The 25242-nt window shown below is 67.1% G+C and carries 21 protein-coding genes; 13 read left to right on the top strand and 8 right to left on the bottom strand.

The features are described 5' to 3' along the window. The first annotated feature begins 78 nt into the window (after positions 1–78). The 4 genes from QO015_RS05215 to QO015_RS05200 all read left to right on the top strand — a co-directional run bounded on the left by QO015_RS05215 (position 79) and on the right by QO015_RS05200 (position 6178). Entirely contained in the window at positions 79–750 is a 672-nt protein-coding gene (locus QO015_RS05215) for a protein-L-isoaspartate O-methyltransferase family protein (protein ID WP_370877449.1), read from the top strand. A 207-nt stretch (positions 751–957) separates the two neighbouring features. Next, positions 958–2322 carry a TolC family outer membrane protein gene (locus tag QO015_RS05210; RefSeq protein ID WP_266281034.1) on the top strand — a complete coding sequence of 455 codons (1365 nt, stop codon included), beginning with the start codon at positions 958–960 and terminating at the stop codon, positions 2320–2322. Positions 2323–2520: 198 nt separating this feature from the next. Then, the gene (locus QO015_RS05205) at positions 2521–3240 is read left to right on the top strand and encodes a PopZ family protein (RefSeq protein ID WP_266281035.1); all 720 of its coding nucleotides are present in this window, start codon (positions 2521–2523) and stop codon (positions 3238–3240) included. Between the two features lie 106 nt (positions 3241–3346). Further along, a complete protein-coding gene (locus QO015_RS05200) occupies positions 3347–6178 on the top strand; it encodes a valine--tRNA ligase (protein WP_266281036.1) in 2832 nt (943 codons plus the stop codon). Positions 6179–6378: 200 nt separating this feature from the next. Here the strand turns inward: QO015_RS05200 and QO015_RS05195 are convergent, their stop codons facing one another. From QO015_RS05195 to QO015_RS05180, 4 genes are all read right to left on the bottom strand, one after another. Continuing rightward, on the bottom strand, positions 6379–7188 hold the full coding sequence (locus QO015_RS05195; protein WP_266281037.1) for an ATP-binding cassette domain-containing protein: 810 nt from the start codon (positions 7186–7188) through the stop codon (positions 6379–6381). A 14-nt stretch (positions 7189–7202) separates the two neighbouring features. Continuing rightward, entirely contained in the window at positions 7203–9488 is a 2286-nt protein-coding gene (locus QO015_RS05190) for an ABC transporter permease (RefSeq protein ID WP_266281038.1), read from the bottom strand. A gap of 177 nt (positions 9489–9665) precedes the next feature. Beyond that, complete coding sequence (locus QO015_RS05185; protein WP_266281039.1) at positions 9666–10748, bottom strand: substrate-binding domain-containing protein; 1083 nt, start codon at positions 10746–10748, stop codon at positions 9666–9668. A gap of 232 nt (positions 10749–10980) precedes the next feature. Continuing rightward, a complete protein-coding gene (locus QO015_RS05180) occupies positions 10981–11904 on the bottom strand; it encodes a dihydrodipicolinate synthase family protein (RefSeq protein ID WP_266281040.1) in 924 nt (307 codons plus the stop codon). 124 nt (positions 11905–12028) lie between these two features. On the opposite strand from QO015_RS05180, the gene QO015_RS05175 reads away from it, so the two are divergent. Continuing rightward, a complete protein-coding gene (locus tag QO015_RS05175) occupies positions 12029–12910 on the top strand; it encodes an SMP-30/gluconolactonase/LRE family protein (protein ID WP_266281041.1) in 882 nt (293 codons plus the stop codon). A 74-nt stretch (positions 12911–12984) separates the two neighbouring features. On the opposite strand, the gene QO015_RS05170 is transcribed toward QO015_RS05175, so the two are convergent. Continuing rightward, on the bottom strand, positions 12985–13833 hold the full coding sequence (locus tag QO015_RS05170) for a fumarylacetoacetate hydrolase family protein (RefSeq protein ID WP_266281042.1): 849 nt from the start codon (positions 13831–13833) through the stop codon (positions 12985–12987). 203 nt (positions 13834–14036) lie between these two features. Between QO015_RS05170 and QO015_RS05165 the strand changes: the two genes are divergently transcribed. From QO015_RS05165 to QO015_RS05155, 3 genes are all read left to right on the top strand, one after another. Next, a complete protein-coding gene (locus tag QO015_RS05165) occupies positions 14037–14642 on the top strand; it encodes a LysE family translocator (protein WP_266281043.1) in 606 nt (201 codons plus the stop codon). Between the two features lie 99 nt (positions 14643–14741). After that, positions 14742–15551 carry a UDP-2,3-diacylglucosamine diphosphatase gene (locus tag QO015_RS05160; RefSeq protein WP_266281044.1) on the top strand — a complete coding sequence of 270 codons (810 nt, stop codon included), beginning with the start codon at positions 14742–14744 and terminating at the stop codon, positions 15549–15551. Continuing rightward, complete coding sequence (locus QO015_RS05155) at positions 15548–16654, top strand: glycosyltransferase family 4 protein (protein ID WP_266281046.1); 1107 nt, start codon at positions 15548–15550, stop codon at positions 16652–16654. Before QO015_RS05160 ends, QO015_RS05155 begins: the two co-directional genes overlap by 4 nt. Here QO015_RS05155 and QO015_RS05150 read toward each other — a convergent pair. Then, a complete protein-coding gene (locus QO015_RS05150; protein WP_266281047.1) occupies positions 16585–17424 on the bottom strand; it encodes an AraC family transcriptional regulator in 840 nt (279 codons plus the stop codon). The two genes, QO015_RS05155 and QO015_RS05150, sit on opposite strands and share 70 nt — an antisense overlap. A 98-nt stretch (positions 17425–17522) precedes the next feature. Between QO015_RS05150 and QO015_RS05145 the strand changes: the two genes are divergently transcribed. Further along, complete coding sequence (locus tag QO015_RS05145) at positions 17523–18494, top strand: threonine ammonia-lyase (protein ID WP_266281048.1); 972 nt, start codon at positions 17523–17525, stop codon at positions 18492–18494. A 133-nt stretch (positions 18495–18627) separates the two neighbouring features. Then, on the top strand, positions 18628–19794 hold the full coding sequence (locus QO015_RS05140) for an MFS transporter (RefSeq protein WP_266281049.1): 1167 nt from the start codon (positions 18628–18630) through the stop codon (positions 19792–19794). Here QO015_RS05140 and dgcA read toward each other — a convergent pair. Continuing rightward, positions 19746–20726: an N-acetyl-D-Glu racemase DgcA gene (gene dgcA / locus QO015_RS05135; protein WP_266282454.1), complete on the bottom strand. Its 981-nt coding sequence runs from the start codon at positions 20724–20726 to the stop codon at positions 19746–19748. The genes QO015_RS05140 and dgcA overlap by 49 nt on opposite strands. A gap of 9 nt (positions 20727–20735) precedes the next feature. Beyond that, positions 20736–21752 (bottom strand): N-acetyltransferase DgcN, encoded by a 1017-nt coding sequence (gene dgcN, locus QO015_RS05130; RefSeq protein WP_266281050.1) that lies wholly within the window; start codon positions 21750–21752, stop codon positions 20736–20738. A gap of 141 nt (positions 21753–21893) precedes the next feature. Between dgcN and QO015_RS05125 the strand changes: the two genes are divergently transcribed. From QO015_RS05125 to QO015_RS05115, 3 genes are read left to right on the top strand one after another with little or no spacing between them, the layout of a single operon-like run. Continuing rightward, positions 21894–23036, top strand: a complete 1143-nt coding sequence (locus QO015_RS05125; RefSeq protein WP_370877396.1) for an MlaE family lipid ABC transporter permease subunit — start codon at positions 21894–21896, stop codon at positions 23034–23036. Positions 23037–23038: 2 nt separating this feature from the next. Continuing rightward, the gene (locus QO015_RS05120) at positions 23039–23833 is read left to right on the top strand and encodes an ABC transporter ATP-binding protein (protein WP_266281052.1); all 795 of its coding nucleotides are present in this window, start codon (positions 23039–23041) and stop codon (positions 23831–23833) included. A 3-nt stretch (positions 23834–23836) separates the two neighbouring features. Then, entirely contained in the window at positions 23837–25207 is a 1371-nt protein-coding gene (locus QO015_RS05115; protein WP_266281053.1) for an MlaD family protein, read from the top strand. Positions 25208–25242 lie beyond the last annotated feature (35 nt).

The raw sequence follows: 25242 nt of genomic DNA, 5'->3' as shown, positions 1-25242 counted from the left end.
TCTCTCCGCGCTTGTCTCGACAACCCTCTCTTTGTATGGATCAGGAACGACATCCAAACAGCAGGACGAGGGTTTCCGATCATGGTCGACTACGCCAAGGCGCGCGCCACGATGGTCGATTGCCAGGTGCGCACGGTCGACGTCACCGAATATCCCGTCCTCGACGCCTTCGCGGCGGTCCCGCGCGAGGAATTCGTGCCGGACGCTCTGAAGCCGCTCGCCTATATCGACGAGGATCTGCTTGTCTCCGCCCCGGGGAGCGCGCCTCGCTACCTGATGGAGCCGGGCCCGCTCGCTCGCCTCGTGCAACTCGCGCAGATCATGCCCACCGACCGGGTGCTCGATCTCGGGCCGGCCTCGGGCTACTCGACAGCCATCCTCGCCACGCTGGCGGCTCATGTCACCGGCGTCGATCCCGATGCCGCGCTCGCGGAGACGGCTAGGGCCACGCTGGCGCGGCTCGGCCATGACAATGTGACGATCGTCGCCGGACCGCTGGCCGCCGGCCATGCCGCCGGTGCGCCCTATGACGTGATCCTGTTCGAGGGGGCGATCGAGCTTCTGCCCGACGTCATTTCCGACCAACTCGCCGATGGCGGGCGAATCGTTGCGGTAGTGGGGGCCAACGGTCTCGCCGGCAAGGCGACCATATTCACCCGTTCGGGTCGTACCGTCAGCGGTCGGCCGGCTTTCAACACCCATGTGCGCCCGTTGCCGGAATTTGCGCGTCCCAAGGCCTTCGTTTTCTGAATCCCTGCATTATCAACCGCTTGGTAACCAGCCGGCCAATTTGTGCCGATCGGTAGCTGTGTCATTCGCGCCGCAGCATACAGTTTATCAACGCATCTCTGGGCTGTGCCATTTGACCGTCATCGGGGCCAGCGTAAATTATCGGCGTCTTGTCCGCTGGTGGACGTCCGGTAGGGGGGCGTCGCCTCGCAACGTCGAGGTTTGATAGTGCCGTTTTCCAGGGTCTCTCTGACATCCGTCGCTCTGGTCGCCCTCCTGGCTGCCATACCGGCAGCCGCTCGAGCGGATACGCTCGCAGCCGCTCTTGCTTCCACCTACAACACCAACCCGACGCTGAATGCCCAGCGCGCCGCTCTTCGTGCGACCGATGAAGGCGTTCCTCAGGCGCTCGCCGGCTATCGTCCGGTCGTCACCGGCACTGCCGGCATCGGCTTCGCGAACGTCAATACGACAGGCAGCAGCGTCGCGCTGACGCCCCGCTCCGTAGGCCTGACGATCGAGCAGCCGCTCTTTCGCGGCTTCCAGACCCAGAACAACGTCAAGCAGGCCGAATCGTCGGTCCTCGCCGGGCGCGAGGTGCTGCGGTCGACCGAGCAGGACGTGTTCCTCGACGCCGTCGGCGCTTACACCAACGTCATTCAGGCTCAGGCGATCCTGCAGCTGCGCGAGCAGAACATCGTCTTCCTGCAGGAGCAGGTGCGCGCCGCGACCGACCGCCTGAAGGTAGGCGAGGGTACGAGGACGGATCTGGCGCAGACCGAGGCGAGCCTCAGCCAGGGCCAGACCGACTACCAGGTTGCGGTTTCCAACCTGAACGCCAACAAGGCGACCTATCTTCAGGTCATCGGCATGCCGCCGCGGAACCTCGCGACCCCGGTGATCAACAATGCGATGCTGCCGAAATCGCTGAATGCGGCGATGTCGATCGGCCTCAAGAACCACCCGGCGATCCTCACCGCGTCGTACAATGTCGACACGGCGGCCTTCAACGTGAAGTCGATCGAAGGCCAGCTGCTGCCAACCGTCTCGCTGCAGGGCAGCGTGTCGCATGCGGACGAGCAGTCCCAGCAGAATGTCTGGAGCAACTCGGCCTCCGTCACCGCCAACCTGGTCGTGCCGATCTATGAGGGCGGCGTCGTCTATTCGCAGGCACGTCAGGCGAAGGAAACGCTAGGCCAGCGCCGCATCCAGCTCGATGGGACCCGTGACCAGGTCCGTTCGGCGGTCAGCACCAGCTGGGGCCAACTCGAGGCGGCGCGCGCCGCGGTCGTGTCGGCCGAGGCCGGCGTCAAGGCTGCACAGCTTGCGCTCGACGGCGTCATCGAGGAGCAGAAGGTCGGTCAGCGCACGACGCTCGACGTCCTCTTGCAGCAGCAGACGCTGATCCAGGCCCGCGAGTCACTCGTCCTTGCCCAGCGCAGCGTGATCGTCGCCGCCTATTCGATCATGTCGTCGGTCGGCTCGCTCTCCGCCGACAAGCTCGGCCTCAAGGTCGCGACCTACAAGCCGCAGCAGCACTACAACGCCGTTCGCGACAAGTGGTTCGGCCTGCGCACGCCGGACGGCCGCTGACCCGGACGGGAGCCCCGACGGGTCGAGATCGACGCCGGCCTCCTGGCCGGCGTTTTTTCGTGCGCTCCGGCCGTGTCTGCTTCGTGCATAACGCTGCCCCCGCCGTTTCGGGACCCGGCGGAATTCGCTAGCGTCGTCAGCGAAATCGCATGAGAATCAAGCGATTCGGATGGTAGGCGTCGGGGGCATCGGGTGGCCATGGCCAAGGTCAATCAGGTTCAGGAGCCGTCGATGGAGGAGATCCTCGCCTCCATCCGCCGCATCATCTCGGATGATGGCGACGACGCGCTGCTGCCTCCGGCCGGCAAGCCCGGTCCGAGTGTCTCTACCCAGGCGATCGATGCGCTGTTCGGGGCGCGGGCGCCGATCGAGGACGATCCGATCCCCTCTTTCCTCCGACAGGATCCGCCACGGCCGGAACCGGTGCACGCGCCGGAATCTGCCAGGCCCGAGCCTGCTCGCGGCTCGGAGCCCGCTCCGCGTCCCCGGCTCGAGATGCCGCCGCGGCCGGATGCTCCTCCTCGACCCGATGCGCCGTCTCGGCCCGCGCCGCGTCTCGAGCCTCTTCGCACCGAGACCCAGCCGCGCCCGATGGTTCCTCCGGCAGGACGCGCCGGTTCGTCTCCGGCAGAGCGCGATGCCGCCGCCGAGTTTGCGCCTGCGCCTCGGCACGCCGGCGATCAGGTCGAGGATGTGCCCGCGGGCCGTCAGCTCCTTTCGCCGACCGCCGACGCTGCCGTCGCGGCGTCTTTCGGCGATCTGGCCCATACTCTGCTCTCCGGACAGGCGCGCACGCTCGAGGATCTGGTCAAGGACATGCTGCGACCGATGCTCAAGTCGTGGCTCGACACCAACCTGCCGCCGCTGGTCGAAAGGTTGGTTCGCGACGAGATCGAACGCGTCTCGCGCGGCCGCTGAGCTGTCATCGCGGCGAGCGCGGGCCACCATCGCGGCCCGGTTCGGTTGACTCGTGGGCGCTCCTCCGATTACCAGCAACCGAACGACCCCTCATCCGGACACGGTCATGCTGGACAAGAACTACGACGCGGCCGCCGTCGAGCCGCGCATCTATGACGCGTGGCAGCAGGCTGGCGCCTTCAAGGCCGGCGCCGGCGCGAAGGAAGGCGCCGAGCCTTTCTCCATCGTCATTCCGCCGCCCAATGTCACCGGCTCGCTCCATATGGGGCACGCCCTCAACAACACGCTGCAGGACGTGCTGGTGCGCTTCGAGCGCATGCGCGGACGCGATGTGCACTGGCAGGTCGGGCTCGACCATGCCGGCATTGCCACGCAGATGGTCGTCGAGCGGCAGATGATGGAGCGGCAGGAGCCGGGCCGCCGCGCCATCGGCCGCGAAAAGTTCCTGGAGAAGGTCTGGACCTGGAAGGGCGAATCCGGCGGTACGATCATCGGCCAGCTGAAGCGCCTCGGCGCATCGGCGGACTGGTCGCGCGAGCGCTTCACCATGGACGAGGGGCTGTCGCGCGCCGTCGTCAAGGTCTTCGTCGAGCTGCACCGCGCCGGGCTGATCTACAAGGACAAGCGGCTCGTCAACTGGGACCCGGCCCTGATCACCGCGATCTCGGACCTCGAAGTGGTCCAGATCGAGACGAAGGGCCATCTCTGGCATTTCCGCTATCCGATCGAGGGGCGTGCGTTCGATCCCGCCGACGAAGCCAGCTATATCGTCGTCGCGACGACGCGGCCGGAAACGATGCTCGGCGACACCGCCGTTGCGGTTCACCCCGACGACGAGCGCTGGCAGGCGCTGATCGGTAAGCATGTGATCCTGCCGCTCGTCGGGCGCCGCATCCCGATCGTCGCCGATACCTATTCGGATCCGGAGAAGGGCTCGGGCGCGGTCAAGATCACGCCCGCGCACGACTTCAACGACTTCGAGGTCGGCAAGCGGCACAGCCTGCCGATGATCTCGGTGCTCGACCGCGAGGCGAATATCGCGCTCGCCGGCAATGCGGAGTTCCTCGAGGGGCTGCCGAAGGGCGAGGCGCTGGCCGCGCTGATCGATGCACTGGAAGGCCATGACCGCTTCACGGCGCGCCGCTCGGTCGTCGCGATGATGGAGGAGGGCGGCTATCTCGCCAAGGTCGAGGACCACATGCACATGGTCCCGCATGGCGATCGCGGCAACGTGCCGATCGAGCCGTTCCTGACCGACCAGTGGTATGTCGACGCAAAGACGCTCGCCGCGCCGGCCATCGCCTCGGTGCGCGAGGGCCGCACCAACTTCGTCCCGAAGAACTGGGAAAAGACCTATTACGAGTGGATGGAGAACATCCAGCCCTGGTGCATCTCGCGCCAGCTCTGGTGGGGCCATCAGATCCCGGCCTGGTACGGCCCCGACGGCGCCACCTTCGTGGCGGCCAACGAGGACGAGGCTCGCGACGAAGCCTATCGCTACTACAAGTTCGCGACCGACGACGCCGGCCCGATCGCGCCAAATCTCGAGCGGATTGTCATCGGTACGGCCGCTGTTCCCGGAGAACTCGACGACGCGGCGACGGCGCTGGAGCTGACGCTCGTTCGCGACGAGGACGTGCTCGATACCTGGTTCTCGTCAGCGCTGTGGCCGTTCTCGACGCTCGGCTGGCCGGACGAGACGGCGGAACTCGCCCGCTACTACCCGACCAGCGTGCTCATTACGGGCTTCGACATCATCTTCTTCTGGGTCGCCCGGATGATGATGATGGGTCTGCACTTCATGAAGGACGAGAACGGCACGCCGGTCGAGCCCTTCAAGGACGTCTACATCCACGCCCTCGTCCGCGACGAGCGCGGCGCCAAGATGTCGAAGTCGAAGGGCAACGTCATCGATCCGCTCGGCCTCATCGACCAGTACGGCGCCGATGCGCTTCGCTTCACGCTGGCGGCGATGGCCGCGCAGGGCCGCGACATCAAGCTGGCGACGAGCCGTGTCGAGGGCTATCGCAACTTCGCGACAAAGCTCTGGAACGCCGCCCGCTTCGCAGAGATGAACGGCGCCGTCCACGGCGGTGACTTCGATCCGTCGGCCGCGCAGGAGAAGTTGAACCGCTGGATCGCCACCGAGACGACGCGCACCGCGCGCGCCGTCACCGAGGCGCTCGAAGCCTATCGCTTCAACGACGCCGCCAACGCGCTCTACCGCTTCGTCTGGAACACCTACTGTGACTGGTATCTGGAACTGGTGAAGCCGGTCCTGAACGAGGGTTCGGACGCGGCGAAGGCGGAGACGCGCGCGGCGATCGGCTGGACCTTTGACCGGATCGTCACGCTTCTCCACCCCTTCATGCCCTTCATCACCGAGGAACTCTGGGGTCGGACCGGCAGCCGCAACGAAATGCTGGTGCTGACCGACTGGCCGCGCCTTTCTTTCGAGGACGAGGCCGCGGCTAGCGAAATCAATTGGCTGGTCGACCTGATCACCGCGGTGCGCTCGGTCCGCTCTGAGATCAACGTGCCGCCGGGTGCGATGGTCCCGCTCGCCGTGGTCGGCGCCGCACCTGCGACGGTCGAGAGGCTGGCGACGCATGACGCGCTGATCAAGCGCCTCGCCCGCGCCGCCGAGGTCGCCGTCGCCGACGCCGCGCCGAAGGGAGCCGTGCAGACCGTGGTCGGCGAGGCGACGATCGCGCTGCCGCTCGCGGGCGTCATCGATCTCGATGCCGAGCGCGCCCGCCTGACGAAGGAGCGCGACAAGGCCGAGAAGGAGATCGCCAAGATCAACGCCAAGCTTGGCAACGAGCAGTTCGTCAGCAAGGCGCCGGAAGAGGTGATCGAGGAACAGCGCGAGCGCCTCGCCGAGGCTGAGGCCCTGGTCGCCAAGTTCGCGGCGGCTCTGGAACGGCTGAAGGGCTGACGGGAGGCGACGTTTGCGTCCGCCGTCATTTATGGAGCCGGACTGTCCTCGCCCAACCCTCTCCAACGGGAGAGGGGTTAGGCCGGCAATTGGTCGGGCTTCCCGGAGGAATTTTCCGGTACGCGTGAAATGAGCGGAGGCAACTCGCGACGCTCCCTTCTCCCTTGGGCAAGGGCCGGGATGAGGGCCTTGCTCGCCGTCTAGGCTGCCTTGGCTGCGAGCGCCTGGTCGGCTGTCAACGCGGTTTCCGGCGTGCCGGAGACGATGAGCTCCAGCACCTCGGCCTCGTCGGTGTGGCGGATATAGCGGTCGCCGACGGCCTGGCCGCGCTTCATCACCATAATCCGGTCGCCGACATCGAAGATGTCGGTCAGCCGGTGCGAGATTATGATCTGCGCGACGCCGTGGCGCTTCAGCTCGGCCATCGTCTCCAGCAGCCGTTCCGTCGCCATGACCGAGAGATTGGCGGTCGGCTCGTCGAGTACGACCACGCGCGGGTTGAACGAGATGGCGCGTGCGATGGCAACCGATTGCTGGCGCCCGCCCGACAGGCTCTCGACCTTCTGGAACACCGAGTTCACATCGACCTTGAGGCGCTTCAGCACCTCCTCGGCCTCGGCATACATGCGCTTCCGATCGACGAAGAGGCCGCGGCGCGGCCAGCGCCCGAGGAAGATGTTCTGCGCGATGTCCATGTTTCCGCAGAGCGCGAAGTCCTGATAGATCATCTCGATGCCGTCAACGCGGCTTTCATGGGGGCTCTTGAAATGCGTCGGCCGCCCGTCGACCAGCACATCGCCGGAATCGCGCTGATAGGCGCCGGTCATCACCTTCATCAGCGTCGACTTGCCGGCCGAGTTGTCGCCGACGAGGCCGAGGATTTCGCCCGGCGCCAGGCGGAGATTGACGTCGCGCAGCGCCTGGACGGGGCCGAAAGCCTTCGAGATGTTGCGCATCTCGATGAGCAGCGGTGTGGCGGGACCGGAGGACATGGCGGGGCTCTTGGTCATGGGGAACTCCCTCGTCAGGAGGCTGTGCGGGGCGCGGCGCTTCGGCGCCCGCCGAGGCGGCGGCGGATCGCCGCGCCGATATTGCCTTGCCGGATCCAGACATCGCCGACCACGGCGACCATGAGGATCAGGCCGATGAAGACGTTGACCCAGTGCTGCGGCATCACGAAGGACTGGCCGTTGCCGAGGATCAGCTGCAGCGAAAGCAGGGCGCGGATCAGCGCGATCACTGCCGCGCCTGCCAGCGCCCCGATCACCGTGCCGTAGCCGCCGAAGATCGAGCCGCCGCCGATGATCACCGCCGCGATCGCGTCGAGTTCGCGAAGCTGGCCGGCCGACGGATTGAACGAGCGCAGGAAGGCGACATAGATGACGCCGGCGCAGGCGGCACAGAGGGCCGAGAAGACGAGGCTGATCGCCCGCACGCGGCCGGTGTCGATGCCGGCATATTCCGCGGCGCGGCGGTTGCCGCCGGTCGCATAGATCATCTGGCCGAACGGAGTCTTGCCCAGAACGAGGCCGGCGATGACCGCGACCGCGATCATGAAGATCGTCTGCACGCTGAGTGCCGCCGCGAGGTCGTAGGCAAGGCTCCCTCGCGCCGGGGCCACGCCGAAATAGGTCAGCGCGTCGATCAGCTTGCGGCCGAGCAGGTTGAAGCCCTCGGGGAAGGAGGAAAGCTGGCGGCCGGCGGTCAACCAGGCGCCGATGCCGCGTGCCATGTAGAACATGCCGAGCGTCGCGACGAAGGCCGGCAGGCCGAAGCCGACCGTGAGCAGCGCGTTGACGACGCCGGCCGCCGCGCCCGCCACGAGGGCCAGGAAGACCGCAGTCGCCGGGTCGAAGCCGAGCTGCTTCATGAGGAAGGCGCAGGTGGCGGCCGACAGGGCGAGCACCGAGCCGACCGAGAGGTCGATGTCGCCATTGGCAATGACATAGGTCATGCCGATGGCCAGCAACCCGACCTCGGTGAAGGACAGCATCAGGTTGAAGGAATTGTCGATCGAGCCCCAGAAGTCGGGCCGCAGATAGAGTCCGACGCACCAGAGCGCCACGGCGAGGATGATCGCCGCCGCATCGCGGCGCGCCAGGAAGCGGCCGAACGGCCCGCGAGCCTTCAGCGAGCGGTCATGAGCCGACGAGCCCTTGGTCTGCGCGCCTTCGATGGCAACACCGCCGACTTCGACGACCGGCGGCAGCGGCCGTCCCATCAGCCGCGCGAAGAGGCGCGGAAAGACGTTGCGGCGGATGATCCACGGCTCGATGAGCACCGAGAGCAGAAGGATAAGTCCGAGAAAGGCTGGAACGGCGCCGGGCGGCAGCTGTGCCATGCCCTGCACCTTCATCTCGACGTCGCCAACCTTGACCACGCGCGTCATCGGGATGCCCTCGCGGAGCACCTTGTCGATCAGCGTGACGAGGATGGCGCCGAGCGCGCCGCCGAGCAGGCGACCACGGCCGCCGAGGATCGAGGCGCCGCCGACGATCACGGCCGCGATCACGATGAGTTCGGCGCCCTGGCCATATTGCGAGGTGATGCCCTTGTCCTGCGCGACGCTCATGAGGCCGGCCAGCGTCGCGGAGAGGGCGGAGAGGACATAGCCGCGCATGCGCACCCGGCGCGTCGGGATGCCGGCATAGGTCGCGGCGAGCTCGTTGCCGCCGGTGGCGTAAGTCTCGTAGCCCCAGCTCGTCTTGGCCAGCGCAAACATGCCGACCACGGTGACGAGGATGAAGATCAGGATCTGGTTGTTGAAGCCGAGCGCGTTGGTCTCGCCGATGGAGAAGAACCAGGCGCCGTCGCTCGTTGCCTTCTCGCTGTAGGAGATCGTCTTGCCGCCGGTCAGGCCGAGCACGAGGCCACGGCCGATGAACAGCATGGTGAGCGTGGTGATGAAGGCCGGCACCCGCAGGACGGTGACGAACACGCCGTTGACGAGGCCGACCAGCACGCCCGTGATGACCGCCGCCGTGAGCGATGCGACGATGCCGAGATCGAAATAGGACTTGGAGAAGGCGATCGAAAAGATCGTCGCGACGAGGCCGAAGGTCGATCCGACAGAGAGGTCGAGATCCTTGTTGACGATGACGAAAGTCATCCCGGCGGCCATGACGCCGAAGCGGGCCGTATCGCGCAGGATGGCCGAGAAGGCGTCGGTCTGGCCGAAAAACTTGGGGTTGATCGCAACGCCGGCTGCATAGAGCAGCACCATGAAGGCGAGGAGGCCGATCTCCCAGCCGCCGATCAGCTCGAAGGGCAGGCGTCTGCGGAGGGGAGGGGCGGTGCTGATCGCCGTCATCGCGGGCTCTGGCTCGTGGGAAATGCAGGTGGTTCGCGGCGCCGGCCGGCTCGTCCGGCAGGGCGCCGCCTGTCATGGCCGCGCGGGCGACCGTGACGGGCGACCAGGACGGCAGAGATGTCGTGTGGAGCGGGAATGACCGGCGCGGCTGCTCGCGCAGCGCGCGCCGGTCTTTGCTCAGTTCTCGAAGCGCTTGCCGACCAGGTCGACCGTATCCTTCGTCACGAGCTGGGCGCTCGTGTCGAGATTGGCGGACGAGATGCCACGGTCGATCTGGAGATAGAGCTGCGCGACGGGCCAGAAGCCCTGCAGGAACGGCTGCTGGCCGAGCGAGCCGGAGAGCGCGCCGGTGCGGATCTGTTCCTGCTGCTTCGGTCCGAGGTCGAAGCCGAAGGCGCAGACCTTGCCGTTGAGCTTCAACTGCGCGACGGCGTCGCCGAGGGCGGGCGTCACGAAGCCGTTGGCCGCGAAGCCGCCGACAACGTCGCCGCGCGACTCGATGAGCGAGACGATCGAGTTGACGATGTCGTCCTTGTTGACGTCGATGCCGATGTTCTCGGGTCCGGCGTCGACCTTGAAGTCGTTCAGCCGGCCGGCGTCGTTCAGCGCCTTCACGGTCGCCTCGAAGGCGGCGGTGACGCGGCGGTTCACCTCTTCGTTGCCGAGCGTGGTGGTCGACGGGAAGATGATCGAGCCGCCCTTGGCGCCGGAGTCGAGCACGCATTTGGCGAGCGCCTCGCCGCCGATCGCAGCGGCCGCCGACTGCTGGCCGGTATGGCTGATCTGCGAGCGGTTGGCGAGCTTCGGATCGAAGGAGTTGGTCGTCGCGACGGGAATCCCGTTGGCGAAGGCCTTCTTGACGATGTCGTCATAGGCGCCGGACTGCGGCGTCGTCATGATGATGCCGTCGATGGTCGGGTCGTTGATGACCTGGTTGAGGATTTCGATCTCGCGCGGAATGTCGTCGACCGGCGCTTCCGATCCCAGCTTGATCAGGTTGATGCCGAATGCGTTGGCGGCGACCTGGGCGCCGACATAGGTCGGATCGAAGAAGCCGTTGCCGGCGGTGTGGGTGATGATGGCAAAGGTGAGCTTGCCGTCCTTGGAATGGAAGTCCTTCGTGCCGGCTGCCTCCTTGGAGGCGTCCTCGAACGTGTAGCCGCCGACCGCCTTGTCCAGCGTTCCCGACTGCGCATAGGCATAGGTGCCGACGAGTGAGACCGCCGCGCCGAGCGCGAGCGTCTTCATGAGCCTGGTCATTCTTTTCCTCCCGAAAGATACCCCGGATTTTCTTGGGCGATCCGAGTTGAGGCAGCATATTGAAGGGTTTGCGCAGCCGCAACGCCCAGCTGAGGCGACTTCTGCCGAATTTCGGGACGAAATTGTAGGACGATTTCACTAATCCATGGCGCCGCAGGCTCGATGGCGGCGCAGGATGTCTGTGCAGCCGCAGTATAAAATCGATATAATCTGCTGCGGTGCAGAAGAGATGTCAGCCGAAGGTCGTGTCGCGCAGCCGGCAGGCAGCGCGCTCGATCTCGTCCAGCGTACCCGGATCCTCGATATTGGCGAGGAAGGGCGACAGCGGCCCCGTGTCGGCGATACGCGCGAGACGGACGGCCTCGTGCAGCACGCGGATCGGGGAATACGCGTCGCGCAGATCTTCGAGCGGCAGGAAGTGCTCGCGCAGCAGCGAGGCCGCGTTGATGTCGCCACCCTTCATCGCGTGCAGGATGGCGGTGGAGAGATGCGGCGCAATGCACACGGAGCCGGAGGTGAAGCTCTTCAGCCCGAAACCGCCGAGATGGGCGATGACCGGCCGCTCGCCGATGCCGCTGACGATCCGCTCCGCCGAACCGGCGGCGTCGAGCATCGCCGTGAGCGCCGGATCCTCGGCGGGGTCCGACCGCACGATCGCATATTTCAGCGCCGCGACCGCGCCGTCGTCGAACAGCGCCGCGAGGTCGCGCGGCGCCAGATAGCCGTCGGCGCGGACATAGGCGATGAGGGGACGACCGTATCGGTCGGCAAGGCGGCGGATGCCGGTGGCGACACCGGCCGGTGTCGCAGCCGAGGAGGCCGGCAGCAGCATCGCTGTCGGAAAACCGCGCTCGCGCAGCATGTCGATCTGGTCGGTTGCCTTGCCGAAGTCGGCGCCGACCGAGGGAATCGCCCAGCCATCCTCCGGCGTCACATCCTCGATGAGATCGAGGAAGGGGCCGAACTCGCGAAAGCTCATATTGTAGAGATTGGCATTGCCGCCAAAGAGGAAGGTCGAGACGCCGCCGGCCGCGAGATGGTCGACGAGCTTCTGCGTCTCCTCGCGGTCGAGCGTGCCGTCGGCGCCGCGCGGCAAGGGCGGGACGCTGATCACCGAGCGGGCGAGATCGATCGGCTCGACGACATCGGTCTTCATGCGTTCGTCCCCGTGTTGGCGTCCTTTGTCGTCCGCCTTGCGCACCGGCGTCAACCATCGGCGCGCATCGACGATCTCGCCGCTTCATGCCATGGTCGCCCCCTGCCTTTCGGAGACGCGACCCATGCACGACCTCGGCCTCGAACCTCTCATCCCGACGCTGCACAGGCTGGCGGAATGCCCTGTCTATGACGACCGCACCGACCGGCTTCTTTTCTGCAACATCCTCGATGGCGAGATCCATGCCGTCGACCTGAAGTCGGGCGAGGAGCATATCTGGCGCTTTCCGGAGATCGTCGCCTCATACGGCCTTTGCGAAAGCGGCCGTTTCGTCGTGGCGCTCAAGGACAGCATCATCCTCTTCGACCCCGCGACCGGCGAGCGGACGACGCTTGCGACCGTCGGGGCCGACCTGCCGACCGTGCGCCTCAATGACGGCAAGGTCGGGCCGGACGGCGCCTTCTGGGTCGGAGGCATCAACAATGCGCCCGACAAGGCGGCGATCGCCGTGCTCTATCGCATCGATGCGTCGGGAAATGTCGAGGTGAAGGTCGACGGCATCAAGGCCTCGAACGGCCTCGCCTGGACGGCCGACGGCCGCACCATGTTCCATACCGACACGCGTGGCGTCTGGATCGACCGCTGGACCTTTGATCCCGATACCGGCGCGATCTCGGATCGCACGCGCATCGCCGAGCCGGACGACGCCATAGGACGGCCGGACGGCGGCGCGACGGACGTCTACGGCTATTACTGGAGCGCTGGAATCTCGGCTGGCAAGCTGAACCGCTGGTCGGCAGAAGGCCAGCTCGTCGAGAGCTTCGAAATCCCGGCCTCGATCAGCATGCCCTGCTTCGGCGGCCCGGATGGGCGCACTCTCTTCGTGACCAGCAATCGCGACGGCCGCACCGCGGAAGAACTGGCGCGCTATCCGCTGACGGGCAGTGTCTTCGTCGGCCGTTCCTTCGTCGCCGGCGTTCCCGCCTGGCGCTTCCGCGGCGCCTGAGCGCCTGCACGAGAATGCCCGCCGCCCCGGGATCTGCCGGAGCGGCGGGCTTTTGCTCGCGCGGTCTGCGCCGGTCAGGCCGACCAGGCGCGGAAGGTCTGCTGCTGCTCGCCGAGGCCGGCGATGCCGAGGCGGACCTGATCTCCGTCCTTCAGGAACTTTGGCGGCTTCATGCCCATGCCGACGCCGGGCGGCGTGCCGGTGGTGATCACGTCGCCGGGATCGAGCTGCAGGAACTGGCTGATATAGGACACCAGATGGGCGACGCCGAAGATCATGGTCTTCGTGTTGCCGGTCTGGACGCGCGTGCCGTTGAGGTCGAGGAACATGTCGAGGTTCTGCACATCGGCGACCTCGTCCGGCGTGACCAGCCACGGGCCGAGCGGTCCGAAGGTGGGCGAGCCCTTGCCCTTCATCCACTGGCCGCCGCGCTCGGTCTGGAAATGACGCTCGGACACGTCGTGGCAGACGGCATAGCCGGCGATGTGGTCGATCGCCTCGGCTTCGCTGATATAGCTCGCCGTCTTGCCGATCACGATCGCGAGTTCGACTTCCCAGTCGGTCTTCTGCGAGTTCTTCGGGATGATGACGGTGTCGTTGGGGCCGACGATGCAGTTCGGCGCCTTGTTGAACAGGATCGGCTCGGAGGGGATCGGCGAGCCCGTCTCATGCGCATGGTCGACATAGTTGAGGCCGACCGCGATGAAGTTCCTGACGCCGTTGACGATCGGGCCGAGGCGCACGCCGGCCTCGACGGCGGGAAGCGTGGCGGGATCGATCGCGGCGATCTTGGCGATCGCACCGTTCTTGAGCGTTTCCGGGGTAATGTCCGAGACGACGCCCGAGAGGTCGCGGATCGTGCCGTCCTTGTCGAGAAGGCCCGGCTTCTCCGCGCTCGCGGCGCCGAAGCGTAGGAGTTTCATCGTTATTCTCCGTGTTGGCGGCGGCGATCATGGGCGAGCGTCTGGGGGGATGCAAGCGGCGTGAAGCGTTCATTCAGCAATGGATTGTTGCCCTGGCGGAACAGATGGGCGCTCATTCCCTTCGTTGACCGCGAGACGGCGCCATGCGAACGAAGACCGGCTCCGGAGGGCGATGAGGCCGGAGTGTTCCGCCGGAGGCCCGCTTGCAGACGCATCTCGATACCTGGCTGGCCATTCTCGGCTTTGCCGCGGTCACGGCGTTCACCCCCGGGCCCAACAACATGATGCTGATGATTTCGGGCGCGAATTTCGGTTTCGTCCGCTCGATCCCGCATTGCCTCGGCATCAGTTTCGGCTTTCCGGTGATGGTGCTCGCGGTGGCGCTCGGGCTGGGAGGCTTCTTGCTCGCCGAGCCCATGCTGCATCGCGTCCTGACCTGGGTGGCCTTCGCCTATCTCTGCTGGCTCGCCGTCAAGCTTGCCCGGGCGGGGCGGGTCGATGCCGCGGGCGTGAAGGTCGGCCGGCCCATGAGTTTCCTTTCGGCCGCGCTTTTCCAGTGGGTCAATCCGAAGGCCTGGATCATGGCGGTGGGGGCGACGGCGCTCTACGTGCTTCCCGGCGATCCGCCGCTGGTCGCCGCCGGACGTCTCGCGGTGGCGTTCTTTCTCACCGCGATCACGTCGACGGTGGTCTGGTGCCTGTTCGGCACGGTGATCGCGCGGGTGTTGTCGAGCGAACGCCATGTGACGATCTTCAACGTGGCCATGGCGGTCCTGCTCGTTGTAAGCATGTTGCCGACCCTCGTTTAGGGCGTTCCGCCGGACGGCCTGGCCGCTGCGTCACAAATCTGTTGTTCGCATCCGCTAAGCGATCTCTAATTCTTCATCGGCCGAGGACGAATCAAGATCATGTCGATCGCGGTTGCTCCCCGTCATCTGCGGACGTTGTTTCTGTCGGATATTCACCTCGGCACGCGTGGCAGCCAGGTCGATCTTCTGCTCGACTTCCTGAAATACCACGACGCCGAGACGATCTTCCTTGTCGGCGACATCGTCGATGGATGGCGTCTCAAGAAGAGCTGGTACTGGCCGCAGTCGCACAACGACGTGGTGCAGAAGCTGCTGCGCAAGGGCCGCAAGGGCGCCCGGCTCGTCTATCTGCCTGGCAACCATGACGAATTCCTCCGCGATTATCTCGGCACGCAGCTCGGCGGCATCGAGGTGGTCGACAGCATCGTCCACGAGACGGCGGACGGGAAACGGCTGCTCGTCATCCATGGCGATCAGTTCGACGTGGTCGTGCGCCACGCGCGCTGGCTCGCCTTCCTGGGGGACGGCGCGTATGTTCTGGCGCTCGGTCTCAATACAATTCTCAATAAAATTCGACGAAAACTCGGGTTTGACTACTGGTCGCTGTCGGCCTGGGCGAAGCTCAAGGTCAAGAACGCGGTCAGCTTCATCGGCGCCTTCGAGAAGGCGCTGGTGAGCGAGGCGAAGCGGGTCGGCGCCGACGGGGTCGTCTGCGGCCACATCCACCATGCCGCGCTGCACGACCAGTTCGGCATCCGCTACATCAACACCGGCGACTGGGTGGAGAGTTGCACCGCCATCGCCGAGCATCACGACGGACGGCTCGAGATCCTGCGCTGGTCGACGATCGCGAAGGATGCGGCGGTCGTCGTGGACAATGACGCGAAGGTCGATCAGGTAGCGGCATGAGCCGGCTCCTCATCGCGAGCGACGCCTGGCACCCGCAGATCAACGGGGTCGTGCGGACGCTGGAACGCCTCGCCCGTCATCTGCCGGAATTCGGCGTCGAGCCGGTCATGCTGACGCCGGACGGCTTCGCCACCGTGCCGTGCCCGACCTATCCGGAGATCCGCCTGACGGTGGCCCTGCCAGGCAGCATCGGCCGACGGCTCGACGCGATCGACCCCGACCATGTCCACATCGCGACGGAAGGGCCGATCGGCTTCGCCGTGCGGCGCTGGTGCCTGCGCAACCGGCGCCTGTTCACGACCAGCTATCATACGCGCTTCCCGGAATATCTCGCCGCGCGGCTGCCGATCCCGGTCGGCTGGAGCTATGCCATGCTGCGCGGTTTCCACAATGCCGGCGCCGGCTGCATGGTCTCGACCCGCTCGATCGAGCTCGAGCTTCAGGAGCGGGGGTTCCGCAACCTGATGCGCTGGTCGCGCGGCGTCGACGCCGATCTCTTCCGGCCGGGCCGCAATCCGGCCGTGCTCGATCTACCTCGCCCGATCTATCTCTATGTCGGCCGCGTCGCGGTCGAGAAGAACATCGGCGCCTTCCTCGCTCTCGACCTCCCCGGCAGCAAGGTGGTGGTCGGCGACGGCCCCGAACTCGAGACGCTGCGCCGCGCCCATCCCGAGGTGGCCTTCCTCGGAACGCGCGTCGGGTCCGAGCTCGCGGACATCTATTCCGCCGCCGACTGCTTCGTCTTCCCCAGCCGCACCGACACGTTCGGCGTGGTGATGCTGGAGGCGATGGCCTCCGGCCTGCCTGTCGCGGCCTATCCGGTCGCCGGCCCGCGCGACGTCGTCGGCAATTCGGGCGCCGGCGTGCTCGACAACGATCTCCGGACAGCGGCGATCGCGGCGCTGTCGATCTCGCGCGAACGCTGCCGCGAGGTGGCGCTGCAGAACTCCTGGCAGTCGGCCACGCGGCAGTTTCTCGACAATGTGACGGCCGTGCATCGCGCGCCGCGGCCGACGCGCTCGACCGGGCGAGTTCAGTCGCGTACCGGCACCCAGACCTCGCATCCGCCGAGGCCGGTCACGGGATCGAAGTCCAGCCCGTAATATTCGACCATCAGGATCGTGCTCGCCGGATGCGCGCGCCGCTCGCGGCCAAGCCAGTCGCCGGCCGCGGCGCAGGTCGCGCCGATGGTCGAGACGTGATCGCGATGCTGGAACACGGCGAAGCGCAGCGGCGGGATACGCACGCCGACGAGCCCTTCGCCAAGCCGGTCGAGCGAGGAGACCGGCACGGCGGCGAGATAGTCGAAGCCGTCGGTGCGTTCATCGTCGGAGCGGATGCAGACGCCATAGGCATCGCCGGGAATCTGGTCCGGCACATGGTCGATATGCGGCCCGAAGCGCTGCCAGAGCAGCGGAATACCCGCGCGTTCCTCATAGGTGAAGAACTGGCGCAAGCCAGCCAGCAGCAGCGTATCGACGCTGCGGATCTCGGGGTCTTCGATGGCGATGGGCGTGTCGGGCATCGGGATGGGCTCCACGAGCGTGAGGGAGGAAAGATCCGCCCTGAGCCGAAGGCTTTCGGGCGTCAGGCCGAACTGGTCCTTGAAGGCGCGGGAGAAGGCTTCATGCGAGCCGTAGCCGGCATCGAGCGCCACCGTCATAATGTTCGGTGCGCCATCCGCCAGCTGCCGTGCCGCCTCGCTGAGGCGGCGGCCCCGCACATGCCCGGAGAATGAGCGGCCGGTCGCCTCCACGAAGATCCGCGAAAGATGGAACCGGGAGAGGCCGATGGCGGCGGCGATGCGATCGAGCGTCGGCTGTTCGCCGATGCAGCGTTCGATATGCCAGAGTGCCCGCTTGACCGTGTCCATCCGTCCCGTCCCCGCCTTCGGTCACGCATCCTAGTCACTTCACCGCGCCCCGCTTGATCGGGATTGCTCACGGTCCCGCGGACTGGTAGCCCGGCGGCATGATCACCATCGACGATATCGAGGCCGCGGCGGGGCGGATCGCCGGCAAGGCCCTCGCGACGCCCTTGCTCTCCTCGCCGGCGCTGGATGCGGCCGTCGGTGGCCGCGTCTATCTCAAGGCGGAGACGCTTCAGCGCACCGGCTCGTTCAAGTTCCGCGGCGCCTACAACGCGCTCGCCGCGATGGACGCAGCGGAGCGGAGCCGCGGTGTCGTCGCGGTCTCCTCGGGCAATCATGCGCAGGGCGTCGCGGCGGCGGCGCGGCTGTTCGGCGTCGCGGCGACGATCGTCATGCCGGAGGATGCGCCGGCCGCGAAGCTGGAGGGCACGCGCCGCCTCGGCGCCGCGGTCGTCACCTATCGCCGCGCCGAGGACGATCGCGAGGCGATCGCCGCCGAGATCATGGAGCGGACCGGGGCGCGGCTCGTTCATCCCTACGACGATCCTGCCGTGATCGCCGGGCAGGGGACGGTCGGTCTCGAGATCGCCGCCGCGCTGGCGGCGCGCGGCGAGGTCGCCGATGCCGTGCTGGTGCCCTGCGGCGGCGGCGGTCTTTCGTCGGGCATCGCACTGGCGCTGAGCGAACGCATGCCGGCCGCGGCTGTCCATCTCGTGGAGCCGGAAGGGTTCGACGACTATGGCCGCTCGCTGGAGGCGGGAACGATCCTGCGCAACGAGCGCCTCTCCGGTTCGGTCTGCGACGCGCTGATGGCGCCGGCGCCCGGCAGGCGGGGCTTCACCATCAACAGCCGCCTCGCCGCCGGCGCGCTGACCGTGAGCGACGCGGAGGCGCTCGCGGCGGTTGCCTTCGCGGTTCGTACGCTGAAGCTCGTGGTCGAACCCGGCGGGGCGGTGGCGCTCGCCGCGCTGCTCTCCGGCCGTTTCGCGGTCGGCGGACGGACTGTGGTCGCCGTGCTCTCCGGCGGCAATATCGACGAGCCGATGCTCGCGAGGGCGCTTTCGGCCCCTTGACGGCGCCGTCGCCATGGCGGCTTGCCCTGCTGCTTGATACGCTTCAACGCCGCGGATCGCCGCCGAGTCGTTCCGCCACAAAGATTGTCAGGTTCCCTGAATGACCGCCGCGCCGCCCCTTTTCAGGGTTCGCATGTCCGCCTTCTATGCGGCCTCCTTCATGGTGAGCGGCGTCACCGTGCCGTTCCTGCCGGTCTGGCTGCGCGAGCGGGGCTTCTCGGCGGTGGAGATCGCCGCCTGCCTCGCCTTTCCGCTCGCCGCGCGGATCGTCGCCTCTCCCGCCGGAAGCTGGCTGGCCGACCGCGCCCCCAACCGCCGCCTGGCGATCATCTTCTTTTCCATTCTCGGGCTGTGCTTCTTCGTGCCCGCGATCTTCGTGTCTCCGATCCCGCTCGTCCTGCTCCTGACGGGGCTCGCGGTCACGGCCTGGCAGCTCAACCAGCCGGCGGCAGACGCCCTGGCGCTGACCGGTGTCCGGCGCTTCGGTGTCGATTATGGGCGCATGCGCGTCTGGGGCTCGATCAGTTTCGTCGTGGTGAGCGTCGCCGCCGGTGTCGTGTTCGGCTGGTTCGGCGCGCCGATCCTCGCCCCGATGATCACTGCCGGTTTCGTCGTCTGCCTCGCCGCCGCCTTCGCCCTGCCGGTGACGCCGCCGGCCGAGCGCGCCGCCGACGATGCCGCGCGTCCGGTCCGACGCTCGGCCCGCGCGATCCTGCTCAGCCCGCAATTCCTCGTCGTCGCCTCGTCGACCGGCCTCATCCAGGCGAGCCATGGCCTGTTCTATTCCTTCGGCACCATCGAGTGGCAGACCCTCGGCTTCTCGGGTTCCCAGATCGGCCTGCTCTGGGCGGCCGGCGTCATCGCCGAGATCGTCATGTTCGCCGTGTCCAGCCGGCTGCTGCGCCTCCATCCGCACACACTGATCCTGATCGGCGCGCTCGCGGCCGTGCTGCGCTGGACGCTGCTGCCCTTCGCGGCCAGCCTCGCCGCCAATCTCGTCCTCCAGTTGCTGCACGCCTTCACCTTCGGCGCCAGTTTCGTCGGCATGCAGCTCGCCATCGCGCGATCCGTGCCGGAGGAGATGACGGCCTCGGCGCAGGGGCTCTGCATGGTGGCGGCGGGCGTGCTGATGGCGCTGACGACGCTGATGGCCGGGCCGCTCTACGAGCATTTCGGCGTCAATGGATTCTGGGCGATGTCAGCTTTCGCGGCGCTGGCGGCGGCCATCCTCCTTTTCGACCGCCTCGTGCTTCAGCCCCAGAGCGCGGGCGAGGGCGGGCTGACGCGGCTGCCGCGATAGTCGAGGCCCGGCTCGCGGTCACGCGCCAGGAGGAGCGGACCGTCGAGATCGACATAGTCGGCGTCCTGCGCAAGCAGCACGGCCGGCGCCATGGCGAGCGAGGTCCCGACCATGCAGCCGACCATGACCGCGAGATTCTGGGCGCGTGCCGCGCGGACGACGCCAAGCGCCCCGGTCAGGCCGCCCGTCTTTTCGAGCTTGATGTTGACCGCGTCATAGCGGTCGGCGAGCAGCGCGCAGTCCGCCGCCTCGTGCAGGCTCTCGTCGGCGCAGATCGGAACCGTGCGATCGACATAGCGCAGGATGTCGTCGGCGCCGACCGGCAGTGGCTGTTCGATCAGTTCGACGCCGGCGGCGGCGCAGGCCCGCATTAGCCGGTCGAACTGCTCGACGGGCCAGCCCTCGTTGGCGTCGGCGATGAGCCGCGACTTCGGAGCGCCGCGCCGCACTGCGGCGATGCGCGCATCGTCGCCCTCGCCGCCGAGCTTCACCTTGAGCAGCGGACGTCCGGCGGCGGCCCGGGCCGCCTCCTCCATGCTCTCCGGCGTGCCGAGACTGAGCGTATAGGCCGTCTCCAGCGCGTGCGGCGAGGCGAGACCGAGCCTCTCGGCGACGGAGATCCCCGAAAGCTTGGCCTCGAGATCCCAAAGGGCGCAATCGATCGCATTGCGCGCCGCCCCGCCGGGCAGCGTGGCGAGCAGCCCCTCCCGGTCGATACCGCCGGCGATCGCGAATCCCTGCGTGCGGATCGTCTCGGCGACGCCTTCGACGGTCTCGCCGTAGCGGGCATAGGGCACGCATTCGCCCCGGCCGACATGCCCGTCCTCCTCGATGGTCGCCACGACCACCGTCGCCTCCGTCCGCGACCCGCGCGAGATGACGAAGCTGCCGGCGATCGGCCAGCGCTCGATGGCGACGGAGAGCTTGCGCAGCGCCATCGCTCAGCCCGCCTTGCCGAAGACGCGGCCGATCTCGGCGACGATCGGCGCGACGCCGGTGCGGATCGGGTCGACGGCGGGAAGCGACAGGCGCCCGGCGGTCTCGGCCAGCAGAGCCGTCGCGGCGGCGTCGTCGAGCGCCGCGGTGTTGATCGCGATGCCGACGCAGCGAATGTCGGGATTGGTGAGGCTGCCGCAGCGAACGGTGAGGTCGATCACATCCTCGATCGAGGGCAGGGGATGCTGCACGCCGCGCATCCGCGTGCGCGTCGGCTCGTGGCAGACCACGAAGGCATCCGGCTGCGCGCCATGCAGCAGGCCGAGCGAGACGCCGGCGAAGGAGGGATGGAACAGCGAGCCCTGACCCTCGACGAGGTCCCAGTGATCGGCGTCGGCGGCCGGCGACAGCCATTCGACGGCGCCGGAGATGAAGTCGGCCACCACCGCGTCGATGGCGACGCCGCGCCCGGAAATGAACACGCCGGTCTGGCCCGTCGCGCGGAAATCGGCGCTGAAGCCGGCCTCGCGCATCGCCGCTTCGAGCGCGAGGGCGGTGTATTTCTTGCCGACCGAACAGTCCGTGCCGACCGTGAGCAGACGCTTGCCGGATCGCTTCGTGCCCTTGCCGGTCGGGAATCGCTCGCTCGAATGGCGCACGTCGAAGAGCGTCGCGCCGTTGCGCTCGGCCGCCTCGCGGATCGCCGGGATGTCGCCGAGCTTCGTGTGCAGGCCGCTCGCCACGTCGAGACCGGCTTCGAGCGCCTCGACGATCGAGGCGATCCAGTGATCCGGCAGCACGCCGCCGGCATTCACCGCGCCGACGATCATGGTGCGCACCCCGGCTGCCTTCGCCTCGGCGATGCCGAGGTCCGGGACGCCGGCATCGGCCTTGCAGCCGGGAAGGCGCAACTGGCCGATGCACCACTCCGGGCGCCAGTCGACGATGCCGAGCGCCGTCTTCGCCGCGAGGGCGTCGGGAACGTCACCCAAAAACAACAGGTAAGGTGTGACGATCTGCATGGCGAAGGTTCCTTTCAGTGGACGCTTGCCGTCCTTCCTCTCCCCATGCCACTAGGTGGGATGGGTCGGGAAGCTTGGTGAGCGGACAGCATCACAATGGCTGCCCGCAGGTCACGGCCGCAAGAGGGTTCGACACCGGTAATGGTCGTGGCGGCTGAAGCAGCGGCGAAACTCGAAACAAACGGTTCGGACGGCCAGCTGCGACTCGTTCCGCGCGGCGAGTGGACTCTCGCCAGCGCCAGCGTCCTCGAGGGCGAAATCGAGAAGGCGGTCGCAGCGGCCGATCGCGCCGTCGTCATCGATCTTTCCGACGTCGACCATATCGACACCGCCGGCGGCTGGCTGATCACGCGGCTGGAGCGCGAGGTCGGCGCCAAGGGCGTCGAGGTCAGCTTCGAGGGCGGCTCCGACAATGTCATGCGCCTTCTGGCGGCGCTCAAGGACGCGGAGCGCGAGCTGCCGCCGCGCAAGAAGCGGCAGAGCGTCGTCGTCGAGCTGCTCGAGGGCATCGGCCGCGGCATGTATGGCGCCGTCTCGGACGCCGAAGCGGGCCTCAACATTCTCGGCGGCGTCGCCGTCGGCTTCTTGAAGGCGCTGGTCAACCCGAGCCGCTTCCGAATCACGTCGGTCGTGTTCCACATCGACCGCGCCGGGCTGCGCGCCGTTCCGATCATCTCGCTGATGTCGCTCCTGATCGGCGCCATCATCGCGCAGCAGAGCGCCTTCCAGCTGCGCCCCTTCGGCGCCGAGGTCTATGTCGTCGATCTCGTCGGCGTCCTCGTGTTGCGCGAGCTCGGCGTGCTCCTGACGGCGATCATGATCGCCGGCCGCTCCGGCAGCGCCTTCACGGCCGAGATCGGCTCGATGAAGATGCGCGAGGAAATCGACGCGCTCGACGTCATCGGCCTCGACGTCAACGAGGTGCTCGTCCTGCCGCGCATCCTGGCGCTGGTGATCGCGCTGCCGCTTCTGACGGTGGTCGCCGATTTCTCGGCCCTCGTCGGCGGCGGCCTTGTCAGCTGGTTTTATGTCGGCCTGCCGCCCTCCGCCTTCATCATGCGGCTGCGCGACGCGGTCTATGTCAGCACCTTCTGGGTCGGCATCATCAAGGCGCCGTTCATGGCGCTGATCATCGGCATCATCGCGGCGACCGAAGGCTTCCGCGTCCAGGGCAGCGCCGAGTCGCTCGGCGCGCGGACGACATCCTCCGTCGTGAAGGCGATCTTCATGGTCATCGTCGTCGACGGCGTGTTCGCCATCTATTTCAGCGCCGTGAGCTACTGATCATGGCGGTCCGCAAGACGTCCGTGCCCGTGAAGAGCGAGACCGTGATCCGCGGTCGCGGCATCACGGTCGGCTTCGGCGAGCGCATGATCCTCGAGAATCTCGACATCGACGTCTATCGCGGCGAGATCCTCGGCATCGTCGGCGCTTCCGGCACGGGCAAGTCGGTGCTGCTGCGCACGATCCTCGGCCTGCAGGCCAAGACGGCCGGCAGTGTCGAGATCCTCGGCCAGCCCTATGACGACGCCGAGCCCGCGATCCGCGCGCAGATCGACCAGCGGCTCGGGGTGCTTTTCCAGCAGGGCGCGCTCTTCTCGTCGCTCAACGTGCTGCAGAATGTCGAGTTTCCGATGCGCGAGCATCTGAAGCTCTCGCCGCGGCTGATGGAGGAACTGGCCCGGCTGAAGATCGACCTCGTCGGCCTCGCGCCGGAAGCGGCCGATCGCCTGCCCTCGGAGCTTTCCGGCGGCATGATCAAGCGCGCCAGCCTCGCGCGGGCGCTGGCGCTCGATCCGGACATCGTGTTCCTCGACGAGCCGACTTCCGGCCTCGATCCGATCGGCGCGGCGGAATTCGATGCGCTGATCGCGACGCTGCGCGATACGCTCGGTCTCACCGTGTTCATGGTGACGCACGATCTCGACAGTCTCTATACGGTGTGCGACCGGATCGCCGTGCTGGGCGACCGGCATGTGCTGATCGAGGGCACCATCAAGGACATGCTCGCTTTCGATCATCCATGGGTTCAGAAATACTTCCGCGGCGCCCGAGCGCGCCGCCTCGAGGAGCAGGCGTAAGGCATGGAAACCCGCGCGAACTACGCGACCATCGGCGTGTTCACCCTGGCGGTGATCGTCGCCTGCTTCGCCTTCGTCTACTGGCTCGCCCGCTATGACGAGAGCGGCACGCGCAAGCCGCTGCGCATCCTCATTCCCGGCTCGGTCACCGGTCTCGCCAATGGCAGCCAGGTGCTGTTCAACGGCATCAGAATCGGCGACGTGACCACGCTGCGCATCAACCCGCAGGACCCGAACCAGGTCGAGGCCATGGTCTCGGTCGACCCCAACCAGCCGATCAAGTCCGACACCAAGGCCACCGTCGGCGTGCAGGGCCTGACCGGCATCGCGTCGATCGAGCTGCGCGGCGGCTCGGCCAATCTGCCGAGCATCTTCGACGAGACCGAAATTCCGACCCTCGTCGCTTCGGGCTCCGGTCTTTCCGAGATCCTGACCAGCGCGCAGGACCTTCTCAACAAGGCGAATGTGACCGTCGAGCGGCTTAACGTCATCCTCGACGACGCCCAGCCCTCGGTGAAGACGACGCTCGCCAATGTCGAGAAGTTCACCGGCGCGCTGGCGCAGAACTCCGATGGAATCAACGACTTCCTGGCCAATGTTTCGGCGCTGTCGAAGCAGGTCGGTGCGCTGTCGGGCGACCTGCAGGGCCTCGTCGGCAAGGCCGACAGGATCCTCGCCGCCGTCGATCCGAGCAAGATCGCCGACGCGATCAACCAGATCGACAAGGTGGTCGAGAAGCTGGCGCAATCGGCCGACGCCTTCCCGCAGATCGTCTCCAACGTGAAGGACGTCTCGGAGCAGCTCGGCCAGACGCTCGCCTCGGCGCGGCAGATCATCGACGCCGTTCAGGTCGAGGCCGTGAAGAGCACGATCCAGGACGTCGCGACCGTCGCCCGCCGTATCCAGGGCGCGACCGTCGACGTCGACAAGATCGTTGCCGATGCCAGCGCCGCCGTGGCCGACGCCCGCGACTTCGTCGCCTTCGCCCGCAAGCAGCAGCCTGAGGTCGAGCAGATCGTCGGCAGCACCAACCAGCTGATGGGCCGGCTCAACGACGCCTCGGCGAAGCTCGACTCGATCCTCGGCGGCGCCGACGCGATCGTGAACGATCCAGACAGCAAGAACTTCTTCAAGGAGGCGGCGGCCGCGGCGGTGTCCATCCGCAAGGTCGCCGACGCCTTCGCCGGCCGCGCCGACGCGATCTCGGCCAACATCGCCGACTTCACGGGCTCGGGCCTGCGCAATATCGACCAGCTGGTGAACCAGTTGCAGCGCACGACGACGCAGTTCAACCGCACGCTGAATTCCGTTCAGAGCAATCCGCAGGGCTTCGTCTTCGGGAACCCGACCGTCAAGGAATACAACCGCAAATGACCGCGGGTTACCGCCAACCGCGAGGGCAGACCAAG

The organism is Kaistia geumhonensis (assembly GCF_030815145.1).
GTDB lineage: Bacteria > Pseudomonadota > Alphaproteobacteria > Rhizobiales > Kaistiaceae > Kaistia > Kaistia geumhonensis.
The sequence above is the reverse complement of the archived record's forward strand: the minus strand, read 5'-3'. Positions and strand labels throughout refer to the sequence as shown.